A 14,232-nucleotide genomic window follows, 5' to 3' on the forward strand; every position below is an offset into this window, starting at 1 on the left:
GACCTCGAGCGTAACGATCACCGGGCGACCATCTCCTGTGTCGGCACCGGCTGACCCGGGTTCGCCGTCGGCGCCCCCCGCTACGGTCTGAGGTGTGTCCCAGACCGAGCCGGAGATCACCGAGGGCCTGGTCCGCGAGCTGCTGCAGGACCAGCACCCAGACCTGGCAGGGCTGCCCCTCAGCGAGGTCGAGGGCGGCTGGGGTAACCAGATGTGGCGCCTCGGGGACGAACTCGCGGTGCGGATCCAACGCATGGACACCACCCCGGAGCCACAGCTCAAAGAGAGGCGTTGGCTACCCCAGCTCGCGCCACGACTGCCGTTACCGATCCCCGTCCCGGTCCGCGCCGGCACACCGTGCGAGCGCTTCGGGAAGCTGTGGACCGTCATGACCTGGGTGCCCGGTTGCCCGCTGGACCACGGGGTGATCGCCCGGCCCGAGCACGCCGCCGACACCCTCGCCGCGTTCCTCCAGGCCCTGCACGTCCCAGCACCGGGCGACGCACCCGGTGATGACATGGGAATCGGAGCCCACCCTCGCGAGAGCACCGGAGGCTTCGAGCACTTCCTGGGCTCGATCGACACAGCCGCGTTCGATGTCGATACCGCCGGAGCTCGCGCGGTCTGGCAGGACGCCGTCGCCACCCCCGGGTGGGCCGGGCCGCGGATGTGGGTGCACGGCGACCTGCACCCCGCGAACGTCGTCATCGCGGACGGGACGCTGGCCGGGGTGGTCGATTTCGGGGCCCTGTTCGCCGGCGCCCCCGCGGTGGATCTCGCGGCCGCCTGGGTGGTGCTCCCAGCGGGCATGGCCGAGCACTTCTTCTCCGCCTACGCAGAGGTCGACGAGGCGACGATGCGGCGTGCTCGGGGGCTGGCTCTGCTCAAGAGCCTGTTCCTGATGCTGATGGGCCAGAACGGCGACCGGGGCCTACCCGGCGGCAAACCGGCCTGGGGACCGGCCGGCCGGAAGGCACTGGACCGGGTCCTGAACCATGAGTGACCCGGCGAATCGATCGACGACCGATCGTGCGAGTCCGGCGCCTGCCGCATCACCGCCCCGGGACGCCGCCGGTGCCGGCTACGGCCGGGAGTGGGCGTTGTTCTGCGACTACGCCGCCGCGACCGGGCAACCAGCTCTGCCGACCACGGTGCCCACACTGGTCGGGTTCTTCGCCGCGCTGCCGGCCCGCCCGGCCACCCAGGCTCGGCGGGTGCGCGCGATCGCCGCCGTTCACCGCCAGACCGGGTATCTACTCCCTCGCCCCGAGACCGGGCCCGCCGCGCTTCCGCGGCCGCGGGCTGCTCGCGCGGGCGTCCCTGATCCGGGCGAGATGATCGCTGCCTGCGCGACCCGCGGCTGGCCCCACGGGCTCCACGGCCGCCGCGACGCCTTCCTCGTCGTCGCCACCGTGGTCCTGGACCTGCCGCAGGCACGGGTGCGGGAGCTGGTCCCCGCCGCGGTCATCGTCGACGACGAGGGCGTGCGGGTCGGGGCACAGCCGGTGCCTGTCGACGTCGACCCGCGGCGCTGCCCGACGTGTGCCGTCGTGCGCTGGCTGGAGCTCCTCGGCGTCCTCGACGGGCTGGGCCGCGGATCGGCCCGCATGGACCTCACCCGCGCCCACGCCCCGACCGCCACCGGCCCGCACCGTCACCAGTGCCGGGCCCCCCAGCGGTGGTGCGCCGCCGCCACACTCCTGCCGGCCATCGACCGCTACGGCTGGCACGACGACTACCGCCCCATCACCGCGCGCACCATCCGTACCCGGCTCGCACTCACCGCCGCCCGCGCATCACAGCCCGGCGAGCACGACTCGCCGCCGGACGTCCCCACCGTGCGCACCCGGGCGGCCGCGGGGCGAGAAACACCCAGTCTGGACCAGGTCCTCACCCTCCTCGACAGCATCGCCGACGACGCCGACGCGCTCAACGACCGGATCATCGCGCTGCTCGAGGGAAACCCGTGAGATCCCTACGCCCTCGCCGGCCACTCTTCGCACACCCCCAGTACAGGAAGGCAGCCATGACCAGAACCGCACCCAGTACGGTCACCGCTCGCCCCACCCCGCGCCTCATGATCACCATGGCCGGGCCCCAGGCGGTGTGGACCGCGGTCGAGGACCCCACCGCGCACCGAGGGCGACGGTCATGACCGGCCCGCAGGCGGGTGATCCTCGGATCGAGGAGCTGCGCGAAGCGGTGACCGCACTGCGCGCCACACTGCGCGCTCACGACGAACGCCACTCCTACACCGAGCGCAGACTCGGCGAGCTCGATCAATACAGCCGGGAGCAGGCCGCGGTCCTGGCAGAGCTCGCACCCCAGATCGACGAACTCGCGGCCGCGACTGCCCCAGGCCCGCCCGACCGCAACGGGGCCGGGCCAGTGGTGTGGGCACGACTGTCCGCCCAGGAAGCTGCAGCCGCGTGGGACGAGCTGGCCCGCTGGATGGACACCATCGCCATCCCTACTCTCGCCCCGACCTGCCGCCAGATCCCGCCTTGCTGGCCCATGCACCACTGGGGCCGCGAAACCCTGTCCTGGCTCCACCAGACCCACGTCCATGCCTACGGCCCCGAAGGCTCCCCGGTCCTGGTCGCGGACTGGCACACCCGTTGGGTCCCGACCGCCTACGCCATGATCGACACCAAACACGCCGCCCGCGCCGGCTACTGCTCCACCAGTGAGCATCGCTGCGACCGGGTCGAGAACGCCGAACCGTTGCGTACCCAGGACTGGGCGCCCTGGCTCATCCAGGCCCGTAACGACGACATGGCGGTGCGGGCCACCCCGCACGCACACCGAGACAAGTCGCCGCCCACCCCGCCCAGCCCAGCGGAGGGAGCCCGGCATGACTCGCGCTCCAAGGACGCCTCGCCCACCGGTAGCGGCGACGACTAGGAAGGTCGGTGGCGCACGCTGGGTGACACTCCTGACGGGGCCGCGGCCCGGGCTCGCGCTGCGGTCCCGGCCGTGCTCACCGATCCCGGCACCGGGACGGTCGGGCGGGACGTTGGTGGGGCGTTGTGACCGAAGACGCCGTTCACGGTGTGGCCGCGCCGTCGCGATCGGACTGACGCTCGATGATCCGGTCGGTGAGTTCGATGGTGGCCAAGTACCACCAGAACATCCAGTTGAGGAACGCCGGGTCGTAGTCGCTGTGCTGACCTCGACGCTGATGACGGACGGAGAACTCGTTGGCCAACTGGAACAGGGCCCCTTCGTCCTTGCGACCGAGGTCGGTGCGGATGAGGTCTCGTCGTTCCTCGAGAAGACCGGCCAGGGTGATGACCGCGGAGCGCTTGTCGTGCTCGGTAGCAGTCCGGCCCCGGAATGAAGCGATGGCGTGCTCGACCCGCCCGACGGCCCCGGCGTCCGGAGTGGCGAGCACCCGCTCGACGAGATCGGTCCGGGAGTCGTCGGTGACACGCACGAGCCGGCCGGCATCCGGACCTGTCTCCGCCAGCTGCAGCCCGAGTGCGCCGGCGGCGAGGACCTGGGTGTTGATCTGCCACCGGTAGAGCGCGCGACCGGTGTCGCTGGAGAACTCCCCGAAGTGCCAGCCGCAGTTGCCGTAGTCGTGCCACCAGCGGGCGCGCGGGCGGGCGACGAGGTCGTGCAGGACCTCGATCAGCGCCAAGAAAGTGTCCTGGTCCCAGGTGTGGGGCAGCAGCGGCCACAGGTCAGCGATGTGGAGGCGATCGGCGATCAGGGCGCTCAGCTCGGCTGTGGGTTGTTCATCCGGGCAGTCCTGCGCACCGGTCTCGCGTTGGAAGAACCCGACGCCATGCAGGCGGTCGGCCACCTTGACGAACCGGTCTCGTACCTGGTGCTCGTCAAGCTGGAGCCGGGCGGTTGCGCCGCGACGGGGCCAGTAGGGCTTCGGCTCGTGGAACAGACGCAGCTGGTCCAGGTTGGCGACCAGTCGGTCCAAAAAGGTCAGCTCGGTCGAGCTGCCCCAGGAGTCCGGGGCCCGCCCGAACTGAGGTCGAATCCCGGAGCGGGTAAACGCCTCGGCGACGGCCGACCCGACGAAGGCGTCCTCGAGTAACCACCGGATCCGGTCTGCGCGCTGCTGCGAGTCGGATTCGGTACGCAGCGCGGCGAGCTCCCGGGCGAAGACGGGCCTTGACCCCGGATAGTGGACACGGGGTGGATTACGCGGCTGCTGGGACGGTAGTTGCGTAGCTCGCCTCGTAGTTGTTCGGGGTCTGGTAGCGGCAGTAGGAGTGTCGCCGTCGGGTGTTGTAGCGGGTCATCCATCGGAACAGTTCTCGGCGGCAGGTCATTTCGTCGGGCCAGAACGGGTTGTCCTGCAACACTTCCCGTTTCAGGGTGGCGTTGAACGACTCGGCCAGGGCGTTGTCGGCGCTGGACCCGACCGCGCCCATGGACTGGCGGACGCCGAGCCGGTCACAGAGCTCGGCGTAGGCGCGGCTGGTGTAGGTCGAGCCGTGGTCGGAGTGGAAGATCGCCCCGGCAAGGCTTGCGCGGTCCGCGGACGCTGCGCGCAGAGCGTCGGCGACGAGCTCGGTGCGCATGTGGTCGGCCAAGGCCCACCCGGCCAGCCGCCGGGAGTAGCAGTCGATCACGGTGGCCAGGTAGAGATTGCGCCCGTCGGCCAGCGGCAGGTAGGTGATGTCACCGACGTAGACGGTGTTCGGGGCGGCGGCGGTGAAGTCACGTCCGAGCAGGTCGGGCACCGGGCTCTGGGCGGGCTCGGGGATGGTGGTGCGCACCCGGCGGCGTCGGCGGTAGCCGGTGATGCCGTACTCGCGCATGACGCGGGCGACGCGCTTGTGGTTCACCCGCTGCTCGGGTGCGACCCCGTCGTTGAGCTCAGCGGTGATCCGTGGCCGTCCGCAGGTGCGGTCGCCCTCGTGCACGACACGGATCCGCTCGGCCAGGGCGATGTCGGCCGCTTCGCGTTGCGCCCGCGCGGGCGCAGCCGCGAGCCAGGCGTAGAACGAGGAGCGCCGCACATCGAGCAGGGCGCACAGCCGCTTCACCGTCCAGCCCGCACGGGGCCTGGAGGTGGTCTCACGGTGGTCGGCGACGAACTGGAAGCGGGTCACCAGCGCGTCTCCCCGGCGAAATACTTGGCCGCCTGGCGGAGGATCTCCCGCTCGGTCTCGAGCTTGGTCTTCTCCGCCCGCAACGCCTTGTTCTCGGCCTCGAGACGGGCCAGGCGCTGCTCGGGTGTCTCATCGCGGCCCGGGGCCGCCGCGCGGTTCGGTGTCCGGTCACGGCCCGATCGCGGGTCTCGGGTCGTGGTGCCGTCCGCGGTGGTGCGGGTGCCGCTGCCGTGCCGGTCGAGCCACAAGCGCAGCGTCGTGCGCTCAATCCCCAGGTCAGCGGCGATGCCCTTCACCGTCGCCCCGGGCGTGGACTCGTACAACTCGACGGCCTGCCGACGGAACTCGTCGGAGTAGTTCTTGCGGGCCATGGTCAGACATCATCTCGCTTTCCCCGACCGTGCGGGGATCAACGTGTCCACGGAACGGGGTCAGGACCCCATCGACGCCGAGCATCTCGCCACCCGGCTCAGCGAGACCATCTGCTCCACTCCCGGCGCCGCCGGGGACGCGATGGGCTGGCTGTGGCCGGCGCTGCTGCGTGAGCTGGCCCGCGGGCATCCGGTCACCGTCGACGACCTCGCCCACACCACCGGGCGCGGCGCCGGGGAGGTCCGCGACGGACTGGCCGGGCTCTCGGACACCGAGTACGACGAGCACGGCGCGGTGGTCGGGCACGGCATCACCCTGCGCGAGACCCCGCACCAGTTCACCGTCGCTGGCCAGGCGCTCTACACCTGGTGCGCCCTGGACACCCTGATCTTCCCCACCGTGCTGGGCCGCCCCGCGCAGGTCGTCTCCCCCACTCCGGGCAGCGGCGAGCTCGTGGCGCTCAGCGTCGATCCCGACAGCGGGGTCACCGCACTGCAGCTGATCGAGACACAGTCCTATCTCCAAGGAGATACGGCAGGACCCCAAAGTGTCATACCCCCTCAGGGTATTGAACAGGCGTGGTGTCGCTGATGCTGTGCCCGCGGCGCGGGTCGAAGCCCGATCCTCCGCCGGACAAGGGGTGCGGTGGTCCGATCACGGGTATTGCCGAGACCCGTTGGCTCCAGACTTGTCGGCTCCGCGCAGAACCTGGTAGTACGTGTCGCCGCGGAATCGGACGGGCCGCACGATGCGGCCGTCTGCGCGCCTGCGAACCTGGAGTCGCGATCGTTGCTGCTGGGTGCGTGCCGTAGCCCGTCGCCATCGGCCGAGCGCGTCTCCGCACAGGGCCGGGAGTCGCTGTGTTCCGGTCACGATGTACCTCGCGGATCGTGTGCGTTGGTAGAGCCGATACGCCGCCGCAGCAGCCGCGCCGCGCGATGCTCAGACCCAGCTCGTCCAGTTGTGCTGCTCGACACCGACGGCGCAACGGGCTCGCGTGGCGTGACCTCGTCCCTGACCGGTGCGGACTGGTCAGCCGAGCGGAGATGGGCCGGCTCGGTTCCAGTACTGGCAGTCGAGCCTGGCGTGGCAGGGACGCCTCTCTCGGCTGGCAGCCGGCCGTCGAGTTCCGCGCGCGGCACTCGAGCGTCGAACGCGACGAGCTCGAGGCCGTGCTCGACGACGGCGGACTGCTCCAGCCAGCGGCCCGTGCGAACCACGGAGAAGGTGATGCCGTTGTCCGCGGTGAGCGCCGCGCCGCGGAGGACGGCGGTGGCGTGGTCGAGGACATGTCGGGACCCGAGGGAGCCGGTTGGCATGCCGGTGTCGTGGAGGCTGAGGAGGAACCGGTCGAGAAGCATGTCGGGACTGAAGCCGGGAGCACCGGTCCAGGTCACCAGCAGTGACGTCGTCTGGGGCGTCGATGTGCGACCTGCCCGGCTGAGAACCTGCCGGCGACCTTGTCCGTTCAGCAGTGAATCGCTCCGCAGGACCGAGAGCACGGTGTCTCGTATCCAGCGGAAGCGGTCAGAGTCGTCGTGCATGAATGCTGCTCCATGATGTCGATACCCGCGAGCGGCCGCCGGATCCGAGGAGGATGGGGCAGCAGCGGGCGAAGGTTGAGAGGCAGGCGGTGATCCGCGACGGCCTCGTGGCTGCCGATACCGGCGACCGTTGCGACGTGGCCCGTGATCTCAGGTGGGGTCGTGGCTGTCCGGCCTAGCCATTTGCGAGTCGGTCGGACGACAGCGACGTGTGCGATGGGCTGGGGCGAGGCAGTCAGCGATGGCGTCGAGGTGTGCCTCAGCCTCGGCTGCGGAGTGCGGGTCGCGACCCGTTCGACTCTGGCGAAGGATGATGCCGGCCGGTAGCCGCGGTTCTGAGCGGCGTTACCCGGTTCCCGCGTGGTCGCTGCTCAGAGGGTGTCGAAGGCGCAGTCGGTGCAGAGCCCGTCCGGCCACTGAGCCCCGGGCGGCGACCGAGCGTCGCGAGAGCACTCAGCAGCCGGGAGCCCCAGCGCCCGGGGGCCCCCGACGAGCTGACTGCAACCTCCAACCGCACCAACGCAGCATCGATCCGTGTCGGCGCACCCGGGGCAGGCGCACGCCGGGGCGTCGCACCGATCGGCTGCGCTGGGCCAGGCGGGGAAATCGCGCTCGCAAGTAGCCGACCACCAGGTCCGCGGCAGCGCCGCAGATCAGGACCATCGCGACGATCAGCACAGTGGCGGCGAGCTGGGTTCCGGTCACCCCATCCGGAACGAGGCCGTGCCAGACACCAGCCGGTGCCGGCCACTCAAGCCCAGATCCTTCAGCCGAGCGCCCCAGCCACTTGCCCGCGAGATGCAGGGCGGGCTGGGCGACGATGGTCGCGTTGAGAAGGCTCAACAGACCGCGGAATCGCGGCGCGATCCACCGGCGCAGCCCGGTGACGGCCCCGACCAGTACCACGAGGGCAAGGGTGTGGATCGGGTGTTCGCCGGCGAGCACATCAACCACCAGTGCCGCCCCGACCGTGGCGATCACACCACAGGTCATGGCGCCTCGCGACTGCGGTACGCCGCCGACGCACGCGGTCCTCGTTCGGGACTGCGCGACCGCTGCCATGCCCACCACTCTCCCTCTGGGCCCTGTGACAACGCTGAGAGACCGTGCCGGGAAGTCGACGCGAACAACCTGAGGTGGTGTTCCGGCCGTGCCGTTCCCGGCTACGGCGCGGGACGAGGGCCCGCGCCGCTGAGCGGCCCCAGTGGGCACCACAGAACGTACGGCGACGCACCGAGCCACACCGGCCCCATCACGCCGTCGCACGTGCGCATGGGTCGGGCGGTGGGCGGCCGTCGCCGATGACGGACGCACCGCCGCCGAGTCGCGCTGTTAGCCGAGCATCTCCTGCATCTGAGTGATCTCGGTCTGCTGGGCATCGATGATCGTCTGGGCGAGCGCCTTCGCCTCCGGGTTGCGCCCGTCGCGCAGCTCCGTCTGCGCCATCTGCACGGCACCCTCGTGGTGAGCGATCATCATCTGCAGCCACATCCGGTCGAACTCGACACCGGATGCCTGCTCGAGCTGCTGCATCTGCTGATCACTCATCATGCCCGACATCCCGGACATGCCGTTCTGCTCCATCCCGGGCATGTTGTGTTCCTGGCTCATGTTCGGCATGCCGCCGGACTCGGGCGCGCCCCATGCGGCGAGGAAGCCCTGCAGCTGCTGGATCTCGGGACCCTGCGCCTGCTGGATCGCGGTGGCGAGCTGCTTGACCTGGTCGCTCTCGGCACGGTCGGCCGCCAGATTGGCCATGTCGACCGCCTGCCGGTGGTGCGGGATCATGCCCTGGGCGAAAGCGATGTCGGCCTCGTTGTGATCGGCGGAAACCTGCTGGCCCGCCGCGGACGAGGTCGGCGCGGGCGGTGCCTGGCCGGCCGAGCCGGTGGCCTCCCCACCGCCGCACGCGGACAGGGCGAGGGCCGCGGTGACCGCCGTCGTGGCGAGCGCCATCTTCTTGATCTTCATGGTGGACTCCCTTGCATGTGACCGGTCGTGAGCTGGTGGAATCCAGCGCTCTTCCGCGCTGGGGGCCGATCAGCTCCGCATCACGCACAGCTGGGCAAGACGACGAGACATAGGTGGCGGTCTGGCAACAGACCACCGTCGAAGTGAGCTCCGGACGGGTGCGACCAGCGAACCGAGCATGGGGCCACCGAGGCGGAGCCCGGCAGCGAGAAGGAGCACACCGAGGGAGGTCAGGATGGCCAGGCACAAGTGCAAGGCGTGCTCCGGATCCGACCGGGCGCCATGGTCGCCGGGCACGTCAGCCGGGTCGTGGCCGGGTAACGTCAGGTCGGAGATCGCAGGGATCCCGGCAGCACCATCCGACGGGACGGCGGCCGTGGTCGCGGCGTGCCCGGTCTCGCCCGGCGGGGCGGCCACGAACGCGTGCATGCCCAGCAGCGCGAGCAACACGGGCACGATGAGCAGCAACCGCAGCTCAACCCGTTGATTACTCACCCCGGCCACGGTACCGACGGTGAAGCATGTCGACTTCGGGGGCTCACACAACGGTGTTCAACACCACCCCACCGCCGAGGCCGAGCAGCAGCGACAGCGCGGCGGCACCGAGCGCGGTCCCACGCGCCCAGCCACGAGCCCGGGTCACCGGCCGCTCGTGGTCGGGGCCCGGTTCGCCGAAGGCGGGCGCGATCCAGCGCAGGTAGTAGAACAGCGACGCGACGGTGTTGACCACGGCGAGCGCGACCAACCAGACCAGCCCCCCGTCCACGGTCGCGGTGAACACGACGAGCTTGCCGAGGAACACCGCGGTCGGCGGAGTCCCGACCAACCCCAGCAGCGCGACCACCAGCGCGATCGCGAGTGGCGGGTCCCGGCGGAACAGTCCCCGGTGGCCGGCGAGGGTGCGCTGCCCGGTGGCGGCGACGACGGCGAACGCGGCGATGTTGGTGATGGCGTAAGCGGCCAGGTAGAACAGCAGCGCCGGCTGCGCCAGCGGGGCGCGTCCGGCGACGGCGAGGGCCATGAGCATGTAGCCGACCTGCGAGATGGTCGAGTAGCCGAGCAGCCGCAGCACCGAGGTCTGGGCGAACGCGGCGAGGTTGCCGAGTGTCATGCTCACCGCAGCCAGGATCGCGATGATCAGAGGCCAGTCGACGACGTCGGCCGGGACCGCGGTGTCGAGCAGCCGGTAGGTGGCGACCAGGGCGCCGATCTTCGGCAGCGTGGTGATCACAGCGGCGACCGCCGGCGGTGTGCCGTCGGCGACGTCAGGCACCCAGAAGTGGGCGGGAACCGCTCCAGCCTTGAACGCCAGCCCGACCAGCACGGCGATCAGTCCGACCGCAGCGGCGCCGCCCGGTCCGGAGGCGATCCCGTCGGCAACCGCGTCGTAGCCGGTTGCTCCCGCTGTGCCGAACAGCAGGGTCACCCCGGCCACGGTGGTGACCCCGGCGAGCGCGCCGGCGAGGTAGTACTTGAGCGCCGCTTCGGGTGCGGTGCCCTGCTTGGCCCAGCCGGCCAGGGCGTAGAGCGGGACGCTGGCGAGCAGGAACGCAGCGAACAGCAAAATCAGATCGGCGGCGCCGCCGAGCAGGATCGAACCCAGCGCCCCGAGCTGCACGAGGACGACGAACTCGGTCTCGCGGCGGTGCCCGGCCACGGTGTCGCCGCACAGGGCGAGCAGCAGCAGCGTCGCGACGAGCACGATCGCCCGGGTGGCGTGGGTCGCGGTGTCGAGGACGTAGGTCCCGAACACCACGTCGACCGGTCGGGTCGCGGCGACGGCGGTCGCGGCCAGGCCGACGGTGCAGGCCAGTGCGGCCAGTACCCGGATCGTCCACTGGCGTCGGCGTGGGGTCCAGGCACCGAGCAGCAGCCCGGCGACCGCGCCGAGCAGCAACGCGATCTCCGGGATCAGAGCGGACGGGTCACTGTGGACTGTCACGGCCGAATCACCGCGTCACCAGGTCGCCCAGGGTGCGGGCGGCGGGTTCGATCACGTCGAGCAGGACCCGCGGCAGCAGCCCGAGCACGGTCGCCAGGACCAGTAGCGCGCCGATGGCCAGCAGCTCCCGGGCGTCGAGGTCGGGGAACGGGCGCGGGGTGCCGGGGGCGTCCGGGACGCGGACATCGCCGGAGAGCATCCGCCCCATGGCGACCAGGAACAACGCGGCGGTGAGCAGGACACCGGTCACCGCGACGACGGTCGCGACCGGGACGGCGCCCAGCGCTCCGGCGAAGATCTGGAACTCGGCGATGAACCCGGAGAACCCGGGAAGGCCGAGTGAGGCGAACGCGGCGACGGCGAACAGCCCGGCGAAGCGCGGTGTGCGGGTCGCGAGCCCACCGTAGGCGCTCATCTCGTAGGTGTGGCCGCGCTCGTGCAGCGACCCGGCGAGCAGGAACAGCGCCGCGGTGATCAGGCCGTGGCTGACCATCTGGTAGGTCGCGCCCGAGGTGGCGAGCTGGCGGGCCTGCTCGTCGTCGGCGGTGATCAGGCCGGCTGCGCCGAGGCCGAGCAGGACGTAGCCCATGTGGTTGACCGAGGTGTAGGCGATCATGCGTTTGAGGTCGGTCTGGGCGAGCGCGACCAGGGCACCCCAGAGCACCGAGACCACCCCGGCCACGACGGCGACCAGCGCGAACTGGCGCCAGCTCGCGGGCAGCAGCGGCATCGCGATCCGGACGAAGCCGTAGGTGCCCATCTTGAGCAGGATCGCGGCCAGGATCGCCGACCCGGCCGCGGGCGCCTCGGTGTGCGCGGGCGGCAGCCAGGTGTGGAACGGGAACAGCGGGGTCTTGACCGCCAGCCCGATCCCGATCACCAGCAGGGTCAGCCCGGCGTACCCGCCGCCGCCGGCGAGGGGGTTCTGCGCTGCCAGGGTCGGGATGTCGAAGGTGACCTGCGGTCCGGCCAGGGCGAGCAGGATGAACCCGAGCAGCAGCGCGAGTGAGCCCAGGAAGGTGTAGAGGAAGAACGTCAGCGCCGCCCGCCGCGCCGGCGCGCCGGTGCCCCACCCGGCGATCACGAAGTACATGAACACGATCGACAGGTCGAAGAACAGGAAGAACAGGATCAGGTCGAGCGCGACGAACAGGCCCGCGCTGACCGCCTGCAACGCCAGGAACAGGAGCACGAAGCCCTTCGGGCGGGCGATGCCGCGCAGCGTGTAGACCGCGGTCGCGGTGAACAGCACCGCGGTCAGCGCCAGCAGCGGCAGCGACAGCCCGTCCACGCCGACGTGGTAGGAGATCCCGGCGCTGGGGATCCACGCGTAGCGCTCGACGAAGCCGTACCCCGACGCGGGCAGGCCCGCCCAGACCACGGCGATCAGCCCGAGCTGCGCGAGCCCCGCCGCGAGCCACGCACTGGCGAACACCGTCGTGCCCGCCCGCGCCGGAACCGCGCACAGCGCGACCGCGACCAGCGCGGGCAGGAAGACGATCAGCGAGAGCATTCCGGGGTCACCTCACGACGATCACGAGGACGGCCAGCGCCGCGAGCAGGGCGAACCCGACCGAGGCCTGCGCGTAGTACTGGTGGATCTGCCCGGTCTGCGGACGACGGGCGGCTCGGCCCAGCGCGCGGGCGCCGTCGGCGAGCCCGGCTACGGCCCGGTCGACGCCGCGCTCACCGTGCCCGGCCACGACCGCGGCCAGCCGCGAGGTGGCACTCGCCGCGCCCGCCGGGACACGGGCGAGCACGCGGTCGTCGACCACGGCCAGAGCTGCTCCCAAGGTCACGACCGGGCCGACGACGTAGCGGAGCGCGAACGCCTCGAGGCCGAGCCACCGGTCCAGCAGGCCTGGCGTCGGGACGCGCTCGGCGAACCGCCACACCAGCAGCACGCCGGCACCGGCCAGGACGCCGGAAAGCACGAGCTCCCAGACCTGCGGAGCCGGGTCCGGCCGCACAGGGCCCAGTGCCAGGATTCCGGCCCCCGCGGCGGCGAGGGCGAGCACGACAGTCGTGGTCACCGCCGGGAGCGGTATCCGGACCGGAGCAGCACCGGTGGCCGGGCGGTCGGCGGGTTGCCAGGCGAACCACAGTGCGCGTCCGCTGTAGAACGCCGCGGTCCACCCGGCGACCAGTCCGACCAGGTACAGCGCGGGCGAGGAGCCCAGGGCGGCGGCCAGCACGGCGTCCTTGCCGACCCAGAGCCCGAACGGCGGCAGCCCGGCCAGCGTGAGCGCACCGACGGTGAATGCGGCCCCGACCACGGGGTGCCGCCGCGCGGCCCCGCGCAGACCGCCGGTCAGGCTGCGGGTGCCGAGTGTGGCCAGCCACAGGCCGGCGACCAGGAACAACAGGCTCTTCGCCGCGGCGTGCGCCACGGTCTGCAGCGCCCCGGCCGACACACCGGCCGTCCCGGCCGCGAGCACGATGAACCCGATCTGTGAGCAGGTGGAGGCGGCGAGCAGCTGCTTGAGATCGTCCTGGACCGCGGCGACCAGGCCGAGCAGCAGCGCGGTCGCCACCCCGATCCACGCCACGAGCGGGGCCGCCCAGCCGGCGGCTTCCAGGGATGGGGCGATCCGCAGCAGCAGGTAGCCACCGGCCGCGACCATCGTCGCGGAGTGCAGCAGCGCCGAGGTCGGGCTGGGTCCGTGCATCGCCCCGGACAGCCAGAAACTGAACGGCAGCTGCGCGGATTTCCCCAGCGCGGCGACGACGACACCGGCGACCGCGACGTCGCCCCAGACGCCGTCGAGACCGGCCAGATCCGTCAGCGCCATCGCGCCCGCGCCGCCGGCGAGCATCGCCCCGGCCGCGACGTAGAGGCCCAGGTCGGCGGCCCGTGTGGTCAGGAACGCGACCGTGCCGGCGCGGGCGGCCACCCGGTCGTCGAGCCGGTAGCCGATCAGCGCCCAGCTCGTCGCGCCCATCACCTCCCAGGCCATCAGCAGCGCCGGCAATGTCGTGGCGGTGACGGTGACCAGCATCGCGGCCGCGAAGACCAGCATCAGGCCGTGGAACCGGCCGGTCCGCAGGCCCGGCTCGGCAGCAGCGACGACCAGCGCGGCCAGCAGCACCGCGGCGACCAGGACGACCAGTACCGCCGAGAGCCCGTCGACGGCAAACCCGGCCCGAATACCGGCCAGCAACGACACCTCGGACGCAGGCCGCGTCGCCGCGGCGGCCACGGCGAGCGCCAGGGTGGCCGCCGCCGTGGCGACACCGGCCGCGGTCGCGCCGCGGGCCGGGTGGGCCAGCAGCAGCACCGCGCCGGCGACAGCCGGGAGGCCGATGAGCACCGCGAGCAGCACCG

At 71.6% G+C, this 14,232-nt stretch carries 13 protein-coding genes; 4 read left to right on the forward strand and 9 right to left on the reverse strand.

Translation table 11 applies throughout. From position 1 onward, the window contains the following. Nucleotides 1-94 precede the first annotated feature (94 nt). From MTO91_RS26935 to MTO91_RS26945, 3 genes are all read left to right on the forward strand, one after another. Nucleotides 95-1,003 carry an aminoglycoside phosphotransferase family protein gene (locus tag MTO91_RS26935; RefSeq protein WP_281010838.1) on the forward strand — a complete coding sequence of 303 codons (909 nt, stop codon included), beginning with the start codon at nucleotides 95-97 and terminating at the stop codon, nucleotides 1,001-1,003. Between the two features lie 331 nt (nucleotides 1,004-1,334). After that, complete coding sequence (locus MTO91_RS26940; RefSeq protein ID WP_405422021.1) at nucleotides 1,335-1,970, forward strand: hypothetical protein; 636 nt, start codon at nucleotides 1,335-1,337, stop codon at nucleotides 1,968-1,970. A 181-nt stretch (nucleotides 1,971-2,151) separates the two neighbouring features. Then, nucleotides 2,152-2,904 (forward strand): hypothetical protein, encoded by a 753-nt coding sequence (locus MTO91_RS26945; protein WP_281010835.1) that lies wholly within the window; start codon nucleotides 2,152-2,154, stop codon nucleotides 2,902-2,904. A gap of 142 nt (nucleotides 2,905-3,046) precedes the next feature. Here MTO91_RS26945 and MTO91_RS26950 read toward each other — a convergent pair whose 3' ends face one another. Continuing rightward, nucleotides 3,047-3,937, reverse strand: a complete 891-nt coding sequence (locus MTO91_RS26950; RefSeq protein WP_281010834.1) for a hypothetical protein — start codon at nucleotides 3,935-3,937, stop codon at nucleotides 3,047-3,049. Nucleotides 3,938-4,160: 223 nt separating this feature from the next. After that, nucleotides 4,161-5,449 (reverse strand): IS3 family transposase gene (locus tag MTO91_RS26955; RefSeq protein WP_281010833.1). Its coding sequence is split into 2 segments (ribosomal slippage): nucleotides 4,161-5,095 and nucleotides 5,095-5,449, totalling 1,290 coding nucleotides; the frame shifts between segments, so codons are not numbered across the junction. A gap of 43 nt (nucleotides 5,450-5,492) precedes the next feature. On the opposite strand from MTO91_RS26955, the gene merB reads away from it, so the two are divergent. Then, entirely contained in the window at nucleotides 5,493-6,041 is a 549-nt protein-coding gene (merB, locus tag MTO91_RS26960) for an organomercurial lyase (protein ID WP_357440408.1), read from the forward strand. A 278-nt stretch (nucleotides 6,042-6,319) separates the two neighbouring features. Here the strand turns inward: merB and MTO91_RS26965 are convergent, their stop codons facing one another. From MTO91_RS26965 to MTO91_RS26995, 7 genes are all read right to left on the reverse strand, one after another. Continuing rightward, nucleotides 6,320-6,994: a hypothetical protein gene (locus tag MTO91_RS26965; protein WP_179763230.1), complete on the reverse strand. Its 675-nt coding sequence runs from the start codon at nucleotides 6,992-6,994 to the stop codon at nucleotides 6,320-6,322. Between the two features lie 453 nt (nucleotides 6,995-7,447). Next, complete coding sequence (locus MTO91_RS26970; RefSeq protein ID WP_179763231.1) at nucleotides 7,448-7,975, reverse strand: hypothetical protein; 528 nt, start codon at nucleotides 7,973-7,975, stop codon at nucleotides 7,448-7,450. 351 nt (nucleotides 7,976-8,326) lie between these two features. Then, nucleotides 8,327-8,965, reverse strand: a complete 639-nt coding sequence (locus MTO91_RS26975; RefSeq protein WP_281010830.1) for a DUF305 domain-containing protein — start codon at nucleotides 8,963-8,965, stop codon at nucleotides 8,327-8,329. A 69-nt stretch (nucleotides 8,966-9,034) separates the two neighbouring features. Beyond that, a complete protein-coding gene (locus tag MTO91_RS26980) occupies nucleotides 9,035-9,469 on the reverse strand; it encodes a DUF6153 family protein (RefSeq protein ID WP_374210109.1) in 435 nt (144 codons plus the stop codon). Nucleotides 9,470-9,503: 34 nt separating this feature from the next. After that, on the reverse strand, nucleotides 9,504-10,907 hold the full coding sequence (locus MTO91_RS26985; RefSeq protein WP_253066747.1) for an NADH-quinone oxidoreductase subunit N: 1,404 nt from the start codon (nucleotides 10,905-10,907) through the stop codon (nucleotides 9,504-9,506). A 7-nt stretch (nucleotides 10,908-10,914) separates the two neighbouring features. Further along, nucleotides 10,915-12,420: a complex I subunit 4 family protein gene (locus tag MTO91_RS26990; RefSeq protein ID WP_179763234.1), complete on the reverse strand. Its 1,506-nt coding sequence runs from the start codon at nucleotides 12,418-12,420 to the stop codon at nucleotides 10,915-10,917. Nucleotides 12,421-12,427: 7 nt separating this feature from the next. Further along, nucleotides 12,428-14,230 (reverse strand): proton-conducting transporter transmembrane domain-containing protein, encoded by a 1,803-nt coding sequence (locus tag MTO91_RS26995; RefSeq protein WP_253066749.1) that lies wholly within the window; start codon nucleotides 14,228-14,230, stop codon nucleotides 12,428-12,430. Nucleotides 14,231-14,232: the final 2 nt, after the last annotated feature.

The organism is Pseudonocardia sp. 2-7, assembly GCF_056341085.1.